The sequence below is a fragment of the Actinomadura parmotrematis genome (assembly GCF_019458805.1).
In the GTDB taxonomy this organism is placed as follows: domain Bacteria; phylum Actinomycetota; class Actinomycetes; order Streptosporangiales; family Streptosporangiaceae; genus Spirillospora; species Spirillospora parmotrematis.
Genome location: NZ_JAIBOA010000007.1, coordinates 281,323 through 299,868 on the forward strand (window position 1 = coordinate 281,323; position 18,546 = coordinate 299,868).

General features: G+C 76.0%; 20 protein-coding genes. 10 read left to right on the forward strand and 10 right to left on the reverse strand.

All coding sequences use genetic code 11. The features are described from left to right. Positions 1-103 precede the first annotated feature (103 nt). From K1Y72_RS13615 to K1Y72_RS13625, 3 genes are all read left to right on the forward strand, one after another. Entirely contained in the window at positions 104-427 is a 324-nt protein-coding gene (locus K1Y72_RS13615) for a DUF2470 domain-containing protein (protein ID WP_220166689.1), read from the forward strand. Between the two features lie 191 nt (positions 428-618). Further along, entirely contained in the window at positions 619-1,332 is a 714-nt protein-coding gene (locus tag K1Y72_RS13620; protein WP_220166630.1) for a biliverdin-producing heme oxygenase, read from the forward strand. A 156-nt stretch (positions 1,333-1,488) separates the two neighbouring features. Beyond that, positions 1,489-1,665 carry a hypothetical protein gene (locus tag K1Y72_RS13625; protein ID WP_220166631.1) on the forward strand — a complete coding sequence of 59 codons (177 nt, stop codon included), beginning with the start codon at positions 1,489-1,491 and terminating at the stop codon, positions 1,663-1,665. 55 nt (positions 1,666-1,720) lie between these two features. Here the strand turns inward: K1Y72_RS13625 and K1Y72_RS13630 are convergent, their stop codons facing one another. The 4 genes from K1Y72_RS13630 to K1Y72_RS13645 all read right to left on the reverse strand — a co-directional run bounded on the left by K1Y72_RS13630 (position 1,721) and on the right by K1Y72_RS13645 (position 7,634). Next, entirely contained in the window at positions 1,721-3,133 is a 1,413-nt protein-coding gene (locus tag K1Y72_RS13630; protein ID WP_308287051.1) for an RNB domain-containing ribonuclease, read from the reverse strand. Positions 3,134-3,214: 81 nt separating this feature from the next. Next, complete coding sequence (locus K1Y72_RS13635; protein ID WP_308287052.1) at positions 3,215-3,979, reverse strand: Crp/Fnr family transcriptional regulator; 765 nt, start codon at positions 3,977-3,979, stop codon at positions 3,215-3,217. Positions 3,980-4,334: 355 nt separating this feature from the next. Further along, on the reverse strand, positions 4,335-5,258 hold the full coding sequence (locus tag K1Y72_RS13640) for a 5'-3' exonuclease (RefSeq protein ID WP_220166633.1): 924 nt from the start codon (positions 5,256-5,258) through the stop codon (positions 4,335-4,337). 21 nt (positions 5,259-5,279) lie between these two features. After that, a complete protein-coding gene (locus K1Y72_RS13645; RefSeq protein WP_220166634.1) occupies positions 5,280-7,634 on the reverse strand; it encodes a SpoIIE family protein phosphatase in 2,355 nt (784 codons plus the stop codon). Between the two features lie 203 nt (positions 7,635-7,837). On the opposite strand from K1Y72_RS13645, the gene K1Y72_RS13650 reads away from it, so the two are divergent. Next, positions 7,838-8,944: a M24 family metallopeptidase gene (locus K1Y72_RS13650; RefSeq protein WP_308287053.1), complete on the forward strand. Its 1,107-nt coding sequence runs from the start codon at positions 7,838-7,840 to the stop codon at positions 8,942-8,944. Between the two features lie 103 nt (positions 8,945-9,047). On the opposite strand, the gene K1Y72_RS13655 is transcribed toward K1Y72_RS13650, so the two are convergent. Beyond that, positions 9,048-10,316, reverse strand: a complete 1,269-nt coding sequence (locus tag K1Y72_RS13655; RefSeq protein WP_220166635.1) for an ABC transporter ATP-binding protein — start codon at positions 10,314-10,316, stop codon at positions 9,048-9,050. A gap of 113 nt (positions 10,317-10,429) precedes the next feature. On the opposite strand from K1Y72_RS13655, the gene K1Y72_RS13660 reads away from it, so the two are divergent. Next, the gene (locus K1Y72_RS13660) at positions 10,430-11,443 is read left to right on the forward strand and encodes a LacI family DNA-binding transcriptional regulator (RefSeq protein WP_220166636.1); all 1,014 of its coding nucleotides are present in this window, start codon (positions 10,430-10,432) and stop codon (positions 11,441-11,443) included. A 108-nt stretch (positions 11,444-11,551) separates the two neighbouring features. Further along, positions 11,552-11,992: an Lrp/AsnC family transcriptional regulator gene (locus tag K1Y72_RS13665; RefSeq protein ID WP_220166637.1), complete on the forward strand. Its 441-nt coding sequence runs from the start codon at positions 11,552-11,554 to the stop codon at positions 11,990-11,992. A gap of 35 nt (positions 11,993-12,027) precedes the next feature. On the opposite strand, the gene K1Y72_RS13670 is transcribed toward K1Y72_RS13665, so the two are convergent. Next, complete coding sequence (locus K1Y72_RS13670) at positions 12,028-12,933, reverse strand: TIGR03619 family F420-dependent LLM class oxidoreductase (RefSeq protein WP_220166638.1); 906 nt, start codon at positions 12,931-12,933, stop codon at positions 12,028-12,030. Between the two features lie 188 nt (positions 12,934-13,121). On the opposite strand from K1Y72_RS13670, the gene trhA reads away from it, so the two are divergent. Continuing rightward, positions 13,122-13,787: a PAQR family membrane homeostasis protein TrhA gene (gene trhA / locus K1Y72_RS13675; protein WP_220166639.1), complete on the forward strand. Its 666-nt coding sequence runs from the start codon at positions 13,122-13,124 to the stop codon at positions 13,785-13,787. 25 nt (positions 13,788-13,812) lie between these two features. Here the strand turns inward: trhA and K1Y72_RS13680 are convergent, their stop codons facing one another. Together K1Y72_RS13680 and K1Y72_RS13685 are read right to left on the reverse strand one after the other, a co-directional pair. Beyond that, a complete protein-coding gene (locus K1Y72_RS13680; RefSeq protein ID WP_220166640.1) occupies positions 13,813-14,244 on the reverse strand; it encodes a pyridoxamine 5'-phosphate oxidase family protein in 432 nt (143 codons plus the stop codon). Between the two features lie 29 nt (positions 14,245-14,273). Beyond that, the gene (locus K1Y72_RS13685) at positions 14,274-14,717 is read right to left on the reverse strand and encodes a pyridoxamine 5'-phosphate oxidase family protein (protein ID WP_220166641.1); all 444 of its coding nucleotides are present in this window, start codon (positions 14,715-14,717) and stop codon (positions 14,274-14,276) included. A gap of 185 nt (positions 14,718-14,902) precedes the next feature. Between K1Y72_RS13685 and K1Y72_RS13690 the strand changes: the two genes are divergently transcribed. The 3 genes from K1Y72_RS13690 to K1Y72_RS13700 all read left to right on the forward strand — a co-directional run bounded on the left by K1Y72_RS13690 (position 14,903) and on the right by K1Y72_RS13700 (position 16,585). Further along, positions 14,903-15,463, forward strand: a complete 561-nt coding sequence (locus K1Y72_RS13690) for a hypothetical protein (RefSeq protein ID WP_220166692.1) — start codon at positions 14,903-14,905, stop codon at positions 15,461-15,463. 195 nt (positions 15,464-15,658) lie between these two features. Further along, positions 15,659-15,973 carry a hypothetical protein gene (locus K1Y72_RS13695; protein ID WP_220166642.1) on the forward strand — a complete coding sequence of 105 codons (315 nt, stop codon included), beginning with the start codon at positions 15,659-15,661 and terminating at the stop codon, positions 15,971-15,973. A gap of 66 nt (positions 15,974-16,039) precedes the next feature. Then, a complete protein-coding gene (locus K1Y72_RS13700; protein WP_220166643.1) occupies positions 16,040-16,585 on the forward strand; it encodes a cysteine hydrolase family protein in 546 nt (181 codons plus the stop codon). 22 nt (positions 16,586-16,607) lie between these two features. On the opposite strand, the gene K1Y72_RS13705 is transcribed toward K1Y72_RS13700, so the two are convergent. Together K1Y72_RS13705 and K1Y72_RS13710 are read right to left on the reverse strand one after the other, a co-directional pair. Then, positions 16,608-17,147, reverse strand: coding sequence for an FHA domain-containing protein (locus K1Y72_RS13705; RefSeq protein ID WP_220166644.1), 540 nt, complete (start codon positions 17,145-17,147; stop codon positions 16,608-16,610). Positions 17,148-17,285: 138 nt separating this feature from the next. Next, positions 17,286-18,494 (reverse strand): acyl-CoA dehydrogenase family protein, encoded by a 1,209-nt coding sequence (locus K1Y72_RS13710; RefSeq protein WP_220166645.1) that lies wholly within the window; start codon positions 18,492-18,494, stop codon positions 17,286-17,288. Between the last annotated feature and the right edge of the window lie 52 nt (positions 18,495-18,546).

Here is an 18,546-nt window from a genome sequence, read left to right on the forward strand (position 1 = left end):
GGTCCGCACCGCGACCAGCACCGGGACCGGCATCGGGACCGGCACGGGACGCCGCCGGGACCACCGCCAGAACCAGCGCCAGAACAGCAGGAAAGGCCGCGCGATGACCAGCGACCAGAACCGCGACGCCCCCTTCACCGCCGAGGTCGTGGAGGCGATCGCCCGGCACATGAACGACGACCACCCCGCCGACTGCCTGGAGATCGTCCAGGCCCTCGGCGGCCGCCCCGACGCCACCGCCGCCCGCATGAGCGGCCTCGACGCGACCGGCATCGCGTTCACCGTCACCGTCCCCGGCGGCGAGCGGGCCGTCCGCGTCCCCTGGGCCGAACCCCTCACCGAGCGCGCCCAGGTCCGACGCGAGGTCGTGCGCATGTCCGCCGAGGCCCGCCGCGCCCTCGGCCGCGCACCCCACCCGCGGCACTGACCCGCCCGCCGCTGGCCCGGGCCGGTGACGGTGACCTGCGCCCTTGAAGGTTCCGACGTGGCGTCGGTAAAGTAACCTACGTCACGTCGGGAACAGGGCTCCGGCCCCTTCCGCAGATCATTTAGGTAAGGCTAACCTCAGTTCAGCGGTCCGGGGCGGGCGTCCCGGCCGCGGGAACGGAGAGGCACCACATGGCGGCAGAGCACACGGCGGCGCACACCGGCGGCACGGGCGGCACGGGCGGCGGCGACGCCGCCGAGGCCGGTTTCGCGGCCGAGCTGCGCGCCGCCACCTGGAGCGACCACGGCGACAACGAGACCTCGCCCTACATGGCCGCGCTCGTCGAGGGCCGCCTCGGCCGCGAGGAGTACGGCGCGCTCGTCGTCCAGCTCCACCACGTCTACGACGCCCTGGAGACCGCCGCCGACGCCATGGCCGGCGACCCCGTCGCCGCCCGCTTCGACGTCCCGGACCTGCGCCGCCGCGCCGCCCTGGAGGCCGACCTGGCCTACCTGTACGGGCCCGCCTGGCGCGACCGCCTCGCCCCGACGCCCGAGACCGCCGCCTACACCGCGCGCGTCCGCGAGGTCGCCACCGCCTCGGCCGGCGGCTTCGTCGCCCACCACTACACCCGCTACCTCGGCGACCTGTCCGGCGGCCAGTTCATCGGCCGCCAGGTCCAGCGCGCCCTCGGCGTCGGCCGCGACGACGACGGCGTCGCCTTCTACCGCTTCCCCGGCAAGCCCAAGGCCTACAAGGACGCCTACCGCGCCCTGCTCGACACCGCCCCCTGGGACGCCGCCGAGCGCGCCGCCGTCATCGCCGAGGTCAAGGTCGCCTACCGGCTGAACGCCGCCCTCACCGACGGCCTCGGCCGCGCCCTGCGCGTCGAGCCCGCCGCCTGAACCCCGCGCCCGCGCGACCCCGCGAGGCCCGTCCGGCGACGTCCGGACGGGCCTTTCGCCACGCCAGGTGAAATTTCTGGTTTGACCTGCGGCGAAAGGGAGATCGTCTGGGTGCGCTTCGGGGGGAGTCGCGCACCAACGACCGGAGGAACTCTCATGCTCGCCATCGTCGCCGCGATCGTCTTCGCCATCGCGCTGCTGTTCGACCTCGCCGACGTCTCCAGCGACGCGTTCAACTACGAGACGCTGGTGACCCTCGGACTGCTCCTCATCGCCCTGCACCTCGCCGGCGTCGGGGTCGGCACGAGCTGGCGCGGCCGGCGCCGCCGCTGACGCCGCCGCGCAGCACGCGCGCGGGGCGGGGGAGTCGCCTTCCCCGCCCCGCGCGTCAGCCCGTCAGGGCGAAGCGCACCAGGCGCCGCGACGGGTCGGCCTCGCGCAGCCGCACCTTCACCGGCCGGCCGAGCGGCAGCCCCTCGCCCTCGCACTTGGCGAGCACCGCCGGCTCGGCCAGCTGCACCAGCCCGCCCGGCTTGCCTTCATTGGCCTCGACGACGACCGCGTCGAACACCTCGCCGACGTGCCCGCTCAGCAGCAGCGATTCCACCAGGTCCACGCACGCGCGCTCCACGTCCCCGGCCCGCCGCAGCGACCGCCGCATCACCTCCGGCAGGCCCGGCAGCGCCTCGCGCGCCCAGCCCGGGACCGGCCGCCCCGCCGCCAGCGCCAGGCACACCTCGGTGGCGAACCGGTCCGCCAGCCGCCGGATCGGCGCCGTCACGTGCGCGTAGGGCGCCGCGACGGCCGCGTGCTCGGGAGAGGCCGGCCGCTCGCCGTCGAAAGCGGTGTAGCCGGCGCCGCGCATCAGCGCCGGCGCCTCGTACAGCAGCGCCGCGTCCTTGGCCCGCGCCGGGTTCAGGCCCCGCATCACCTCGCCGTAGGGGCGGTCGTCGGGCCAGTCGACCCCGAGCGCCCGCGCGGCGCGCCGCAGCTTGGCGACCGCCTCGGCGGGCGCCGGCGGCATCGTGCGCAGCAGCCCCACCCCGCCGTCCAGCATCAGCGCCGCCGCCGCGCGGCCCGCCAGCAGCGAGATCTGCGCGTTCCACTCCTCGGCCGCCAGGTCCCCGCGCTGCTCCAGCGTCCACCCGTCCCAGCCGTGCACGACCTCCTGCTCGGGCAGCGGCAGGCTCACCCCGCCGCGCGCCGCCTCCGCCGCCAGCAGCGCCCGCCCGACCTCGCAGAGCAGCGCGATCCGCGGATCGGCGGTCGAGGCGCCGGTGTAGGCGAGCCGGTCGCGGCTGCGCACCAGCGCCCGCCGCACGTCCACATCGGTGATGAGGCCCGCCTCGTCCAGGTCGATCGTCCACACCGCCGCGGGCCGGTCGGCGCCCGGCAGCAGGCTGCCCGCGCCCTCCGACAGCGCCGGCGGATGCAGCGGCGCCTTCACGTCCGGCAGGTAGAGGGTGACGCCGCGCTCGTGGGCCTCGGCGTCCAGCGCGCCGCCCGGCCGCACGAAGTGCGCCACGTCGGCGATCGCGTAGCGGACGCGGTGCCCGCCCGGCCGCCGCTCCAGCCACATCGCCTGGTCCAGGTCCATCGACCCGGCCGGATCCAGGGTGAAGAACGGCACCTCGCGCAGGTCCTCCAGCGCGGGCGGCGGCGCGGCGGCCGCCGCCTCGGCCTCGGCGAGCGCCGCGGCCGGGAAGGCGCCGGGCACCGCGAACTCGGTCCGGATCCGGTCCAACCCGGCGAGCACGTCATCGTCGGCGGTTCGCAGACGCAGCATGGAACGCGGCAGCACGCCCCCGAGCCTACGGGAGGAACGGGGCGGAACGCCCCGAAGAAAACGGATCTACAATGTAAAGGCGCGGGGCGCGGACGCTCACTCCCGCGGCGGACGGCCGGCGGCGAAGGACCGGAGGCCCTCCAGATCGACGACGGTGGTGCGGCGCCAGCCGGTGCTCACCAGGCCGCGGCGGCGCAGGTGGTTCAGCGCGCGGGCGACGGTCTCGCGGGAGGAGTCCATGCACGACCCGAGCTCCTCCTGCGACAGCGGGGGAGCGATGTCGATGCTGCCGTCGGGCGCGGGCGGGGTGTGGCGGACCGACAGCTCGGCGAGGGTGATGAGCAGCAGCGCGAGGCGCTGGGCGCCCTTGACCGACACGTGGGCCTGGGCGCGGCGGCCGCCCTCGTCCAGGCGCTGGACGAAGGTGGTGGAGACCATGCGCCAGGCTTCGGGGTGGGCGTCGAGGAAGGCGGTGAAGCGGGCGGCCGGCACGACCAGGGCGCGCAGGGGCGACAGGGCGCTGATGGTGGCCGAGCGCTGGCGCGACCCGAGGGCGGCGCTCTCGCAGATCAGCTCGCCGGGGCCGCGGACGGCCAGGACGACCTCCTGGCCGGTCTCGGCGAGGGCGACGACCTTGGCCCAGCCCGATTCGATCACGATGATGTGGTCGGACTGCTCGCCCTGGTAGCAGAGCGGCGCTTTGGCGTTGTAGGTGCGGGTCCGCGCGACGGTCCGCAGCGCCCGGCGCTGCGGGGCGTCCAGGGCGTCCCAGAAGCTCCCGGCGCTCCGCGCCGGGGAGCCGGCGCCCGAGGGGGCCGGGGGGGATGCCGTCCTGCGCTGGGAAGAGGTCCTCTCGCTCACCGGGGCTTCCGCTTTCTGGCGGCCGTGCGGCCGCCCGCGTCGGGGCCGAGACGTCGCCGGCTGATGGTCTCCAGTGGACATCGGGCGGGCGTCCCTGGCAAGGACGCCCGCGCGGAGGGCCGGCACCCGCCGCGGAAGGGGAGAGTGGGGCGTGAAGGCCCGACCGCACCGGGCGCCGGCCCGGTCCTGCGCACTCTCCAGGAGAACCCCTCACCGCCGCCGGCGCTGCCCCGCGCGACGCCCGCCGTCTGCGTCGCCTGACACATTGCCCGACACCTTGCCTGACACCTGCCTGACACCTGCCTGACACCTTGGAGGCGGCGCGGCCCCGGACGGTTCCCCGCCGCGGCCGTTCTCAGGCGCGGGCGAGGGCCTTGGCCAGCCGCTGGAGGGGGCTGGAGAGGCCCCAGCGCTCCGACAGCTCGGCGAGCGCGGCCGGATCGCGCGGCGCGTCCGGCAGCCGGTCGTCCAGGCCGGCGAGCTCGGGCGCGTCGATGTCGGTGACGACCCGCACGACCGTCCCGGCCGCGGCGAGGTAGTCGCGGGCCGCCTCGACGCGGCGCCGCGCCGCGGCCGGGAAGCCGTCCTGCTCCCCGGCGTCCAGCGCCGCGAGGATGCCCGCGACGGACCCGAACCGGGTCACCAGCGCCGCCGCGGTCTTGTCGCCGACGCCCGGCACGCCGGGCAGCCCGTCGCTCGGGTCGCCGCGCAGCGTCGCGTAGTCGCCGTAGCCGCGGCCCGGGATGCCGTACTTGGCCGCGATCTCCTTCTCGCCCAGCACGTCCAGGTTGCGGATGCCGCGCGCGGTGTACAGGACCTGCACGGGGCCGCCGTCGTCGACGAGCTGGAACAGGTCGCGGTCGCCGGTGACGATGTCGACGGGCCCGGCCGGGGCGCCCCGCACGGCCAGGGTGCCGATGACGTCGTCGGCCTCGTAGCCGGGGACGCCGACGCGGGCGAGGCCGGCGGCGTCCAGGACGGCGTCGATCACCGGGAGCTGCGCCTCCAGCGCGTCCGGGGTCTGGTCGCCGCCGCCCTCGGCGACCCGGTGCGCCTTGTACGACGGCAGGGCCGCGACGCGGAACGCCGGCCGCCAGTCGGCGTCCATGCAGCACACCAGCCGGTCGGGGGAGCGGTCGGCGACCAGCCGGGCGATCATGTCGAGGAGGCCGCGGACGGCGTTCACCGGCGTCCCGTCCGGAGCGGTCACCTTCTCGGGCACCCCGAAGAACGCCCGGTAGTACAGCGACGGGGTGTCCAGCAGCATCAACCGGCTCATGCGGCCATGCTCCCACGCGGGTCAGACGGTCCGCAGGGCCAGCACGCAGGTGTCGTCGTCGGGGTTGGCGGCGCCGAGCGCGCGCAGCACGTGCTCGATGAGCGCGTCGGGCGCGGCGCCCGCGGCCTGCTCGGCGGCGCGGCAGAGCAGGTCGAAGCCGTCGTCGAGGTCGCGGTCGCGGCGCTCCACCAGCCCGTCGGTGTAGAGCAGCAGCGTGTCGCCGGGCTCCAGGACGGTCTCGGCGCGCGCGAGCGGCGGCTCGTCGAGGGCGCCGAGGACGACGCCGTCGGGCGCCGCCAGCACGGCCGCGGTGTCCCCGCGCAGCAGCACCGGCGGCGGGTGCCCGGCCTGCGCCCAGCGCAGCGTGCGCGACGCCGGATCGTAGCGGGCGACGACGGCGCTGGCGGTGAGCGACGGGTGGCGGCTCGTCAGCAGCGTGTTCAGCCAGCCGAGCAGCCGGTCGGGGGCGGCGCCGGTGCAGGCCAGGCCCGACAGGGCGTTGCGCATCGTGGCCATCGCCGCGGCCGCCGCCAGCCCGTGCCCCGACACGTCGCCGATCGCGATGAACACCCCGTCGCCGGTCGGATCGGGCGAGGCCTCGTACCAGTCGCCGCCGACGCGCGCCTGCCGCGAGGCCGGCAGGTACCGCACGGCGGCGCGCAGCCCCGGCAGGTCGCGCGGGCCGCGCGGCAGCGGCAGGATGGCCCGCTGCAACTGCACCGCGACGTGCCGCTCCTCGGCGATGCGGCGCCGCTCCTCGCGCAGCTGCTCGCGCGTCGCGGCGAGCATCCGGTCGGCGCGGCGGCGCTGGGTGACGTCCTGGAACACCGTGTACAGCGCGACCGGGTCGCCGTGCGGGCCGAGCACCGGCTCGGCCATCACCCGCAGGTGCCGGACCCCGTCCCCGCCGCGGATCCGCAGCTCCACGTCGGCGGGCTCGCGGCGGCCGAGCAGCGTCCGCATCAGGTGCTCGGCGCGCGGCAGGTCCTCGGGGACGACGAGGCCGGCGAGGCCGGCCAGCGGCAGCGGGCCGTCGCCGGGGCCGCGGCCGAACAGCCGGTACAGGTGGTCGGACCAGCGCACCTCGCCGGTCACCAGGTCCCACCGGGACCAGCCGAGGTTGCCGAGCCGCTGCGCCTGCGCGAGCTGCCCGGCCAGGTCGTCCTGGTCGTCGTGGAAGCGCCAGCTCACCAGGACGCCGCCGCCGACCCGGCAGGCCCGCACCGACAGCCGCGTCGGGACGAGCCGCCCGCCGGCGAAGCTGGTGTAGTCGTGCGGGTCGCGCCGCAGCGGCGCGCCCGTCTCCAGCACCCGCACGTAGGCGTGGAACAGGCCCGAGACCGCCAGGCCGGGCAGGTGCTCCAGCAGCCGCGCGCCCGCGAGCTCGGCGGGCCGGTGCCCCGGCAGGTCGTCGCCGTCGCCGGCGACGGCGTCGACCTGGAAGTCCACGACGCGGCCCGCGTCGTCGCGGACCGGCGACATCAGCGCCGCGGGCGCGTGCACGACCTCCAGCAGCGCGCGCAGCCACGGCGCCTCGGCGGCGTCGCCGGCCGCCGGGACCAGCTCGCGCAGCCGCCGCGCGCACGCCGCCAGCACCGGCCGGAGGCGGGCGACGGCGGCGTCGCCGGGGCCGGCGTCGGCGGCCCAGGTGATCTCGGCGGCGCCGACGATGCGCCCGCCCGCGCGCAGCGGCACGCACGAGTGCGGGGCGTCCAGCCGGGCGGCGGCGCCGAGCAGGGCGAGCCGCGCCGGGTCGGCGCGCCAGAGCGGCGCGCCCTCGCGGACCGCGCGCACCAGGCCGACGTTGCGGTGCGGCGGGATGCGCGCCCACTCGCTCACCACGTGCGCGGGCAGCCCGTGCGCGCCGGCCAGCCGCAGCGCGCCGTCGGGCTCCAGGACCGTCAGCACCACGGCCTGCGCGCCGAGCCCGTCGAGGGCGCCCTCGGCGAGGCGGCGCGCCAGCTCGTCGGGGGAGCGCGCCGCGTCGAACGCCGCCGCCGCCAGGTGCGGAGCGGTGAAGGGCGCGGGCCCGAGGACGGGCGCGGGCGCGGGTTCGGGGTCGGTGAGGTAGGTGGCGGGGTCGAAGACCGCCGCCGTCGGGCGCGTCACCCGGCCGCCGTCGCCGGGCTCCTCGCCCGCGCCGAGCAGCAGCGCCGCCGCGACGGCGGGCTCCACTCCGGCGTCGGCGGCGACCTGCAGCAGGTGCTCGTGGGCGGCCTCCACCCCGCAGCCGAACCGCTCGGCGAGCAGGCCCTTGGCCTGTTCGACCACGGCGCGGGCGCGCTGCTCGCCGCGCAGCTCGGCGAGCTCGGCGCGCAGCCGCTCGACGGTGCCGGCCAGCGCCAGTGCGCGGTCGGTGTCCCTGACGACGCTCATCGCGGGCCCCCCGGCAGACCGCTCCGCCCGTCCCGTGGTGCGCCCGGCTGGCGCAGGCGACGCGGCGCTTGCGATCCTGGGAGGGCGTCCGGAGCGGTCGATCCGGTGTCGGCGCACCTACAGAATGTAACAGTCCCAGGTGACGGGGGAGGGGGGAAGCGGCGATCCGGTGGACCGCCGCGCCCGAGATGATGGAGACGGATGTGACAGCGCAGTTGTATCCGCGCGAGCGGGTGGCCCTGGTACGGGACGCGGCGGCGGAGGCGGGGGTGGGGGCGGTGCTGCTGACGCCCGGCCCCGACCTGCGGTACGTGACCGGCTACCACGCCCAGGAGCTGGAGCGGCTCACCTGCCTGGTGGTGCCCGCCGCCGGCGACCCGTTCCTGGTGGTGCCGCGCCTGGAGTTGCCCGCCGCGCAGGCGTCGCCCGCCGGCGGGCTGGACCTGGAGCTGGTGCCCTGGGACGAGACCGACGACCCCTACGCGCTCGTCGCGGGCCGCCTGCCGGCGGGCCTGGCCAGTGTCGCGGTCGCCGACCGCATGTGGGCGATGATGGTGCTGCGGTTCCGCGCGGCGCTGCCGGGCGCCGCGCAGGTCGCCGCGGGGCGGGTGATGCGCGGGCTGCGCATCCGCAAGAGCCCCGCCGAGATCGCCGCGCTGCGCGCCGCGGGCGCGGCCATCGACCGCGTGCACGCGCGGGTGCCGGAGTTCCTGCGGCCCGGCCGCACCGAGCGCGAGGTCGGCCGCGACATCGCCGACGCCATCATCGCCGAGGGCCACGAGGCCGTCGATTTCGTCATCGTCGGGTCGGGCCCGAACGGCGCCAACCCGCACGCCGAGCTGAGCGACCGCGTCATCGCCGAGGGCGAGCCCGTCGTGGTCGACATCGGCGGCACCATGCCGACGGGCTACTGCTCGGACTCCACCCGCAACTACTGCGTGGGCGAGCCGCCCGCCGAGTACCGCGCCTACTTCGAGGTGCTGCGCGCCGCGCAGGAGGCGTCCAGCCGTGCGGTGCGGCCCGGCGTCACGCCCGAGGCGGTCGACGGGGCCGGCCGCGAGCTGATCGCCGAAGCCGGGTACGGGCCGCTGTTCCTGCACCGCACCGGGCACGGCATCGGCCTGGAGAGCCACGAGGACCCCTACATCGTCAGCGGCAACACCGAGCCGCTGGAGGCGGGCATGGCCTTCTCCATCGAGCCGGGCATCTACCCCGGCCCGCACGGCGCGCGCATCGAGGACATCGTGGTGTGCACCGGCGACGGCTACGAGAGCCTCAACACCACCCCGCGCGACCTGGTCGTCCTCTGACCGCGTCCCGGTACGGGAAACGCCGGCGGCCCGCGCCCTCCCGTCCGGGGAGGGTGCGGGCCGCCGGCGCCCTGGCGGTCATCGGCGCGGATCGGCGCGGAGGTCAGCCCTTGAGGACCTCGACCTCGTCGCCGGCGGGGACGGCGTCGGCGTCGGCGGGCGGGGCGCTCTGCTGGTAGCCGATGGCGAGGCCGGTCTCGGGGTCGAAGAAGTGCAGCCGGGAGGTGTCGACGGCCAGCTCGACGCGGCGGCCCGGGCGCACCTGCGAGCGGGCGTTGACGCGCGCGGTCCACAGCGCCTTGTCGTCGACCAGCGGGATCGCGGTGTCGGCCTCGCCCTCGGCGGCGTCCTCGGCGAGGTCGGCGGTGTCCTTGTGCTCGACCGGCGGCGCGTCGATGGCGAAGATGACGTTGATCTCGCTGCCGAGCTCCTCGGTGACGCTGCAGGTGGCCTCCAGCGGCGCCCAGTCGGGCTTGGCGTGCGCGGCGTCCTCGAAGTCCGAGGGCCGCACGCCGAGGATCACCGGCCGGCCGACGTAGCCCTCCAGGCCCTCCTTGGCGGCCAGCAGCGCGTCCGGCACGGGCAGGGTGTAGCCGGCGAAGGAGACCTGCGCGCCCCCGTCGGCGCGGGTCAGCTCGGCGGTCACGAAGTTCATCGACGGCGAGCCGATGAACCCGGCGACGAACAGGTTCACGGGGTTGTCGAACAGCCGCTGCGGCGTGTCGACCTGCTGGAGCTTGCCCTCGCGCAGCACGCAGACGCGCGAGCCGAGCGTCATCGCCTCGACCTGGTCGTGGGTGACGTAGACGGTGGTGACGCCGAGGCGCTCGTGCAGCTGGCTGAGCGAGGCGCGCATCGACACGCGCAGCTTGGCGTCCAGGTTCGACAGCGGCTCGTCCATCAGGAACGCCTGCGGCTCGCGCACGATCGCGCGGCCCATCGCGACGCGCTGGCGCTGGCCGCCCGACAGCGCGGCGGGCTTGCGCGACAGGAACTGCTCCAGCCCCAGCATCTTGGCGGCCTCGGCGACCTTCTTCTTGCGCTCCTCCTTGGAGGCGCCGCGCAGCTTCAGGCCGAACTCCAGGTTCTTCTCCACCGTCATGTGCGGGTAGAGCGCGTAGTTCTGGAACACCATCGCGATGTCGCGGTCCTTGGGCGCCAGGTCGTTGACGACCTGCCCGCCGATGGACACGGTGCCGCCGCTGATCTCCTCCAGGCCCGCGATCATGCGCAGGGCGGTGGACTTGCCGCAGCCCGAGGGGCCGACCAGCACCATGAACTCGCCGTCGCGGATGTCCAGGTCCAGGCCGTCCACGGCCTTGACGCCCCCGGTGTAGACCTTGTCGACCTGGTCCAGCCTGATCCCGGCCATCGACCCTCCCTGAGTGGAAACGTTTCCAGTAGGCTTCTGTATCCAGGGCTTTTGCCCTGATTCGAGAGTCAATAGTATGGAAACGTTTCCAGAGAAGAGGGGCGGCGGAACCGGTGGCGGCAACGGTGAAGGACGTGGCGGCGGCCGCGGGCGTCGGCATCGCGACGGTCTCGCGGGTCTTCTCGGGCAACGGCGCGGTCGGCGCCGCCACCCGCGAGCGGGTCCTCGCCGCGGCCCGCGAGCTGGACTACCGGCCGAGCGCGGTCGGCCGCAGCCTGAAGACCCGCCGCACCGGCGGCATCGGCCTGGTCGTCCCCGACGTCACCGACCCCTTCCAGGCCGAGCTGGCCGCCGGGGTGCTGGCCTGCGCCCGCGACCTCGGCGAGCACGTGGTGCTGGACGTCTCGGGCGGCGACCCCGGGCGCGAGGCCGCGATCGTCGAGCGGATGGTCGGGCAGCGGCTGGACGGCGTCGTCGCGGTGCCGGCCGGCGACCGCGCGCCGTGGGCGGCGGCCGCGGCGGCCGGCGGGGGAGTGGTGTTCGCCGACCGCGCGCTGCCCGGCCTGCCGGACGTGCCGGCCGTCCTCGCCGACGACGCCGCGGGCGTGGCGTCGCTCGCCGAGTACCTGCTCGGCCTCGGCCACCGCCGGATCGCGCTGCTGGGCGCGGCGCCCCGCGGCCGCGCCCGCGGCGAGCGCGAGCGCGCCTTCCGGGAGGCGCTGGCCGCCGCCGGCGTCGCCGTGGACGAGGAGCTGATGGTCGCCGCCCGCCCCGCCCGCGACAGCGCCTACGCCGCGGCGGCCGGCCTGCTGCAGAGCCGCCCCGACGCCACCGCCGTCCTCGCCGCCACCCACCTGCTCGGCGAGGCCGCCGTCCTCGTCGCGCGCGAGCTGGACCTGCGCGTGCCCGCCGACGTGTCGATCGCGATGGTCGGCGACGTCGCCTGGGCCGAGCTGTGCGACCCGCCGCTCACCGCCGTCGCCCGGCCCGGCCGCGACATCGGCTACCGCGCCTGCGAGACGCTGCTGCGCGACCGCAACCGGCGCGGCCCCGCCGGGCCCGTCCGGCTGCCCGCCGAGCTGGTCGTGCGGGGCAGCTGCGGGCCCTGCCGGGGCGGGCGCCGCTGACCCCGGCCCCCACGGGACGGACCGGACTTACGCCGGGAACCGGCATTGACCGGCGCTTTCTGGGCGGCAGGGCGGGCGCGCGGCGCGCCGGTCCGCTAGATTTCCGGGGTGGAGGAGATCGATCGCCAGATCCTGGGACTGCTCGCGGGCGACGGGCGGATGAGCTTCACCGACCTGGCCCGGGAGACCGGGCTGTCGGTGTCGGCGGTGCACCAGCGGGTCCGCCGGCTGCAGAAACGCGGGGTCGTCAAGGGCTTCACCGCGCTGCTGGACAACGAGGCGATCGGGCTCGCCCTCACCGCCTTCGTGTCCATCAAGCCGATCGACCCGGCCGCGCCCGACGACGCCCCCCAGCGCCTCGCCGGCATCGAGGCGATCGAGGCGTGCCACTCGGTGGCCGGCGAGGAGAGCTACATCCTGAAGGTGCGGGTCGCCTCGCCCAACGACCTGGAGAACCTGCTCCAGCAGATCCGCGCGCAGGCCAACGTCGCCACCCGCACCACCGTCGTGCTCAGCACCCCGTGGGAGGGGCGGCGCCCGCCGCTGTAGAGGGGGCGCGCCCGCCTCCCGGGTCCCCGCGCGTCTCAGCGGGCCGGGGCGAACGCCTCCAGCGCGTCGCGGGCGAGCGCCAGCGACGCCGCCGGGTCGGCGTCCGGGCCGGTCACGCGGCCGTCGAAGTTCAGGTCGACGAACAGCTCGGTGACGCCCTGCTCCTCCAGCGCCGCGAAGTCGCCGCGGATCTCCTCCAGGGAGCCGTGCAGCGGCCGCCGGCCGGCGGCGCCCGCGTCGCGCACGTGCACCGCGCCCCGGCACACGAACCGCAGCGCCCCCGGGTCGCGGCCCGCCCGCACGGCGGCGTCGCGGACGACCCCGATGGACCGGCCGATCGCGGCGAGGTCGGCGCGGCTGGAGGACACCCAGCCCGCCGCCAGGCGCCCGGCGCGCCGCAGGGCGGGCTCGGAGGTGCCGCCGAGCAGCACCGGCGGCTCGGGCGACTGCACCGGCGCCGGCTCCATCACCACCGGCGGGACGTCGTAGAACTCCCCGTGGAACTCCCCGCCGCCGCCCCACATGGTGCGCAGCACCGCCAGGAACTCCTCGGCGCGCGCGCCGCGCCGCTCGAACGGGACGCCGACGGCGGCGAACTCCTCGGGCATCCAGCCGAGGCCGAGGCCGAGGTCCAGGCGGCCGCCCGACACCCGGTCCAGGGTGGCGGCCTGCTTGGCCAGCACCGGGGGAGCCAGGAACGGCATGTTGACGATCGCCACCCCGAGCCGGACGCGCTCGGTCACCCCCGCCAGGTAGGCGAGCGTGATGAGCGGGTCGGGCACGTTGCGGTAGGTGAGGTCGGCCGAGCCGGCCGGGTTCAGCAGCCGCTGCAGCGTCCACACCGAGTGGTAGCCGAGCTCCTCGGCGCGGCGGGCGACCTCCGCCTGGGCGGCGGGCGTGGCCCAGGCCCCCGACACGGGAACGGCGAAACCGATGAGCACGGGACTCCTCCAGGAGAGAGCGTCGTCGTCGACGGGATCCAGGCCGAACCTTACAACGTCAAGGCCCGCGGTCCGTGCCGTCGGCCTGCCCGCCGGACGTGGGACGAATCACCGAATGGCGCCGCCGCCTCCGGATACGCTTCTTGCGCCGGCATCCCCCGCCGGCGTCGAGGGAACGAGGAGGTCGGATGCGGCGCCCGGTGGAACAGCTCGCCCAGGCGGTCAAGCCCCGATTGCGCGGCTGGCTGCATGCGGGCACCTTCCCGCTGGCCCTGGTCGCGGGCGTCCTCATGGTCGCGCTCGGCCCGACGCTCGCCGCGCGGCTCTGCGCCGCGGTGTACGCGCTGACGTCGGCGCTGCTGTTCGGCGTCTCGGCGTTCTACCACCGGGGGCGCTGGTCGCCGCGGGTCGCCGAGGTGCTGCGCCGCTTCGACCACGCCAACATCTACCTCATCATCGCCGGGACCTACACGCCGTTCGCCTACCTGATCCTGCACGGCGCGGCCCGCGCGATCGTGCTGGCGGTGGTGTGGGGCGGCGCGCTCGCCGGGGTGCTGTTCCGGGTGCTGTGGGTCGGCGCGCCGCGCTGGCTGTACACGATCCTCTACATCGGCCTCGGCTGGGTCGCGGCGTTCTTCGTCCCGCAGTTCCTGGACGGCACCGGGATCGCGGTGGCGGTGCTGGTCGTGGTCGGCGGCGTCCTGTACAGCCTGGGCGGGCTGGTCTACGGGCTGCGGCGGCCCGACCCCTCGCCGCGCTGGTTCGGGTTCCACGAGGTCTTCCACGCCTTCACCGTGGCGGCGTACGTGCTGCAGTACATCGCGGTGTCGTTCGTGGTCTACCGCGCCGTCTGACGGCGGCCGTGCGGGGCGGGCGCGGTCAGAGGGCGGCCGCCCGGTGGTGGCGGCAGAAGCCGTGGCCGGTCAGGTCGCGGCCGTGGATGCGGATGTAGCGGTCGGCGCGGGCGGGCGTCCAGGCGCGCAGCGGGAGGCCGGCCAGCTCCTCGATCTCGGCGGGGGCGGTCACCGGCCGCGCCTCGCCGACCAGGGTGACCGACCAGCCGGTGCCGGTGCGCACGTCGATGTCGTCGGCCTGGAACGCCACGACGCTGCCGCGGGTCGCGCGGTCCAGGGCCGATCCGGCCGAGGTGCGGACGACGATGCGGCCGCCGCCGTCGAGCGCGAAGTTCACCGGCTGGATCGCCGGCAGGGCGCGGTCGGTGAAGACCACCCGCCCGACCGGCACCGTGCGCAGCAGCGCCAGGCACCGCTCCCGGTCGAGGGCCCGCGGTCCGTTCCCGTCGTAGTCCATGATCCCAGCGTCGCCGCCGGGGCGCCCCGTCAGCAGGGGCGAACGTCCCGGTATGGGGCGGTAGCTGGTGCTTGCGGGATGCGGCGGCCGGACACCAGCTCGCAGCCGATGACCAGGTAGCGGTCGGGCACGGCGGCCGGGGCGGGCCAGGACGGCACCGGCAGCGCGCCGGCGACCTCGTCGGGGCGGGCGGGCCGCGCCGGCCCGACGACGACCACCGACCAGCCCGTCCGGCCGGCGGCGTCGTAGGCGTCGGCCTCGAAGGCGACGACGGTGCCGCGGGCGAGGCCGGCGAGCGGCGAGCCGGGCGCGACGCCGACGACCAGCTCGCGGCCGCGCAGCGCGAACCCGACGGGCTGGACGGCGGGCAGCGCGCGCTCGGTGAACACCACGCGGCCGAGGGGCGCGGCGGCCAGCAGGGCGCGGCACTCGGCCTCGTCGAGCACCCGCAGCCCGCTGCGATCGAAGGTCATGCCGTGGAGTCTGCGCGCCGGGGCGCGGGCTGCGGCAGGGGCCTTGGTCCCTGCCGGCGGAGCCTCCGGCGGGCGGGGACCTACGTCCCGCCCGGCGGGAGACCAACGCTCCTACAGGCGCGGGCGCCGGGGGCGTTGGCTCGGGGGTGACCGCAGAGAGCGAGCCGGACGAAGGCGAGACGATGATGGCGATCTCCGAACACGACCGCACCGGGCACCGGACCTTCCCGCGCCTGTACGCCGCCGAGCCCCTGACCGAGTCGGCGCCGGCCCGCTACACCTGGGCGGCGGCCCGGCTGGCCCTGGCCTGGGTGTTCCTCTGGGCGTTCCTGGACAAGACCTTCGGCCTCGGCCACGCCACCCCCAAGGCGCAGGCGTGGATCGACGGCGGCAGCCCGACCAAGGGGTTCCTCGCCCATTCGGCCACCGGCCCCTTCAAGGGCTTCTACACCGGCATCGCCGGCGCCGCCTGGGCGGACGCGCTGTTCATGGTCGGCCTCGCCGCGATCGGGCTGGCCCTGCTGCTCGGCGTCGGCCTGCGCGTCGCGGCCGGCGCCGGCGCCCTGCTGCTGGTCATGATGTGGTCGGTGGTGCTGCCGCCCGAGAGCAACCCCTTCATGGACGACCACCTGATCTACGCGATCGTGCTGGTCGGCCTGGCCCTGGTCCGGGCCGGCGACACCCTCGGCCTCGGCCGCTGGTGGGCCGGCACGGCCCTGGGCCGCCGGTTCCCCTTCACCCAGTGACGCGCGGGCTCGCGCGCCCCCGGGCCGGGACCTCGGTCCAGGCCCGGGGGTGACCTCTGATCGTTGTCGGCCGCGTCCGGCGGCCCGCCCCTGCGCATCGTGCACGCCGTCGAGCGCCTGCCCCGTCGCCGTCACCCACGCCCCCTGAACCCCCGCGGCGGTGTGCCGGCCCCGGCGGCCGGGCAGGACAGCGGGATGGGGGAGGACGCGGGGCCGGAGCGCACGCCCGACGGGCGCTACATCATCGTGTCCGGCCGGCGCTGGCGGGCGACCGACCCCGCCGTCCCCGGCGAGGCCGCCGCCCGGCTGCGCGTCCACCTGATGGCGGCGCGGCGCGCGATCGCGGCCGCCCACCGCGCCGACGACCCGCACGCCGAACGGGAGGCGCGCGCCCGCGTCCACCTCGCCAAGACCGCCCTCGGCGAGCGCGGCACCCCCTGGTGGGAGCAGGACGAGGCCGCCCGCCGCGACCGCTGGGAGCGCGGGCTGGCCGCGCTCGACGGCCGCTGAGCGCCCCGCCCGGCCGGGGCGGGCGGGGCCGTGCATGACCTGGGGACTGCTGGGCAGGCGGGGCCCATGCCATCGACCGCACTCATCGTCATCGACATGCTGAACCCCTACGACCACGACGACTCCGAGCCGCTCCAGGAGAGCGTGGAGCGGATGGTCGAGCCGCTCGCGGGACTGCTGCGCCGCGCCGACGGGCTCGGCCCCGACGGCGCGCTGGTGGTGTACGTCAACGACAACCACGGCGACTTCTCGGCGACGCGCCAGGACCTGGTGGCGGCGGCCCGCAAAGGGCGGCGCCCCGACCTGGTCGAGCCGGTCGTGCCCGGCCCCGAGCGCGCGTTCCTGGCCAAGGTGCGCCACAGCGCCTTCTACGGCACGCCCCTGGAGTACCTGCTCGGCAGCGCCGAGGTGGACCGGGTCGTCCTAGCCGGGCAGGTCACCGAGCAGTGCGTCCTGTACACCGCGCTGGACGCCTACATCCGCCACTTCACCGTCCAGGTCCCGCGCGACGCCGTCGCCGCCATCGACGACCGGCTCGGGGAGGCGGCGCTGGAGATGATGGAGCGCAACATGCACGCCGAGATCGTCACCGCCGCGACCTGCCTGCGCTGACGCGCGGGGGAGGGGACCGGCGTCAGGGGGCGGCGACGATGAAGCTGGCGTTGCCGAACCCGACCTCGTCGCCGGGGCGGACGCGGGCCGGGCCGGTGAGCCGCCACCCGTTGACGCGGGTGCCGTTCATCGACCCCAGGTCGGAGATCATCCAGCCCTCGTCGGCGTGGTAGATCTCGGCGTGGAACCGCGACACGGTGAGGTCGGTCAGCACGAACTGGCAGCCGGGGGCGCGGCCGACGACGATGCGGGCGCGCCCGGCGGGCGGCAGCGTGAACCGCGGCAGCCGCGGCGTCCGCCAGGCCGCCTCGATGCGCGCGGTGACCTGGGAGACCGACGACACCAGGCCGGTCAGCCGCGACACCACCCGGTTGGTCGGCGGCAGGTCGTGCACGATGTCGGCGAGCTCGGCGCGGCTCTGGGCGCGCAGCACCTGGTCGACGCGCCGCTCGAAGGTGTCGTTGGACATGCGGCCTTCGGCGACCCGGTCGCTGAGGACGCGCAGCGCCTGGTCGCGCTCCACGTCGGAGGCCCGCACCGGGTAGGAAGCCCGCCCATCCATGCTTGAAGTATCCAGACCCGTCGGTTCGCTGTCCAGAAAAGCCCACGGCGGGCCTTTCGGTAGGTACGACGCCGCGGGCCGCGGAAGAGTTCGCGGCCCGCGGAACGGAATCGGGGCGGCCCGGCCGCCCCGCCGGGGTCAGCGTCCCAGCAGGTCGCGGGCGATGTGGGTGACCTGGATCTCGTCGGTGCCGGCGTAGATCTGGAACGACTTGGCGTCGCGGGCGAGCTGCTCGACGCGGTACTCGCTCATGTAGCCGTTGCCGCCGAACAGCTGGACGGCCTCCATCGCCACCTCCGAGGCGGCCTGCGCGGCGTACAGCTTCATCGCCGACGCCTCGGCCAGCGTCGGGGTGCGGCCCGCGCGGCTCATCTCCACGTGCCGGAACACCAGGTTCCGCACGTTGATGCGGGCGACCTCCATGCGGGCCAGCTTCAGCTGGATGAGCTGGAAGTCGCCGATGCGCTGCCCCCACAGCTCGCGCCGGCGCGCGTAGTCGACCGACAGGCGCAGGCACTCCTCGATGACGCCGAGCGACATCGCCGCGACGCCCGCGCGCTCGGTGACGAAGTTCTGGCGCGCCGACTCGCGGCCGCCGCCCGCCCCGGCCGGCAGGAGCCGGTCGGCGCCCGCCCGCACGTCGCTGAGGAACAGCTCGCCGGTGGGGGAGGAGTGCAGGCCCATCTTGCGCAGCGGCCGGCTCTGCTCCAGGCCCGGCATGCCCGCGTCCAGCACGAACGTCAGGATCTCGCGGTCGCGCGGGGGGCGGCCGTCGTCGAGCTTGCAGTAGAAGACGATCGTGTCGGCGTAGGGGCCGTTGGTGATGAAGGTCTTGCCGCCGTTGATGACGTAGTCGTCGCCGTCCTTGCGGGCGGTGGCCTGCATGCCGCCGAAGGCGTCGGAGCCGGAGTTGGGCTCGGTGATGGCCCAGGCGCCGACCTTGTCCATGGTCAGCAGGTCCAAGCCCCAGCGCTCCTTTTGCTCGGGCGTGCCGCGCTTCATGATGGTGCCGGCGGCCAGGCCGAAGCTCACGCCCATGGCCGACACGATGCCCGGCGCCACCTTGCACAGCTCGATGATCGGCAGCATCGAGAACGCCGCGTCGCCGCCGCCCCCGCCGGCGCCCTCGCTCTCGGCGGCCGCGCCGGACCGCTCGCGCTCCAGGCGCTTGGCGAAGGAGGAGCGGGCCAGCTCGTCCATCCCGAACGTCCTGTACAGGTCGCGGATCAGGTCGTAGGGCGGCAGCTCGCCCGCGTCCAGCGCGTCCAGGTTCGGCCTGACCTTCGCGTCGATCCAGTCGCGCACCGCGTCGCGGATCATCAGGTCTTCGTCGGACCACTCGATCATGCTCGCCCTCGCCTCTCCTCACCCGCGGCGCCCGCAGCGGGTGCGCCCATCC

What these genes read in the sequence shown, in the direction of transcription:
- K1Y72_RS13700 (WP_220166643.1), top strand. Translation starts at nt 16,040, where the DNA reads ATGCCATCGACCGCACTCATCGTCATCGACATGCTGAACCCCTACGAC.
- K1Y72_RS13705 (WP_220166644.1), bottom strand. Translation starts at nt 17,147, where the DNA reads ATGGATGGGCGGGCTTCCTACCCGGTGCGGGCCTCCGACGTGGAGCGC.
- K1Y72_RS13695 (WP_220166642.1), top strand. Translation starts at nt 15,659, where the DNA reads ATGGGGGAGGACGCGGGGCCGGAGCGCACGCCCGACGGGCGCTACATC.
- K1Y72_RS13625 (WP_220166631.1), top strand. Translation starts at nt 1,489, where the DNA reads ATGCTCGCCATCGTCGCCGCGATCGTCTTCGCCATCGCGCTGCTGTTC.
- K1Y72_RS13655 (WP_220166635.1), bottom strand. Translation starts at nt 10,316, where the DNA reads ATGGCCGGGATCAGGCTGGACCAGGTCGACAAGGTCTACACCGGGGGC.
- K1Y72_RS13615 (WP_220166689.1), top strand. Translation starts at nt 104, where the DNA reads ATGACCAGCGACCAGAACCGCGACGCCCCCTTCACCGCCGAGGTCGTG.
- K1Y72_RS13680 (WP_220166640.1), bottom strand. Translation starts at nt 14,244, where the DNA reads ATGGACTACGACGGGAACGGACCGCGGGCCCTCGACCGGGAGCGGTGC.
- K1Y72_RS13640 (WP_220166633.1), bottom strand. Translation starts at nt 5,258, where the DNA reads ATGAGCCGGTTGATGCTGCTGGACACCCCGTCGCTGTACTACCGGGCG.
- K1Y72_RS13710 (WP_220166645.1), bottom strand. Translation starts at nt 18,494, where the DNA reads ATGATCGAGTGGTCCGACGAAGACCTGATGATCCGCGACGCGGTGCGC.
- K1Y72_RS13685 (WP_220166641.1), bottom strand. Translation starts at nt 14,717, where the DNA reads ATGACCTTCGATCGCAGCGGGCTGCGGGTGCTCGACGAGGCCGAGTGC.
- trhA (WP_220166639.1), top strand. Translation starts at nt 13,122, where the DNA reads ATGCGGCGCCCGGTGGAACAGCTCGCCCAGGCGGTCAAGCCCCGATTG.
- K1Y72_RS13645 (WP_220166634.1), bottom strand. Translation starts at nt 7,634, where the DNA reads ATGAGCGTCGTCAGGGACACCGACCGCGCACTGGCGCTGGCCGGCACC.
- K1Y72_RS13690 (WP_220166692.1), top strand. Translation starts at nt 14,903, where the DNA reads ATGGCGATCTCCGAACACGACCGCACCGGGCACCGGACCTTCCCGCGC.
- K1Y72_RS13620 (WP_220166630.1), top strand. Translation starts at nt 619, where the DNA reads ATGGCGGCAGAGCACACGGCGGCGCACACCGGCGGCACGGGCGGCACG.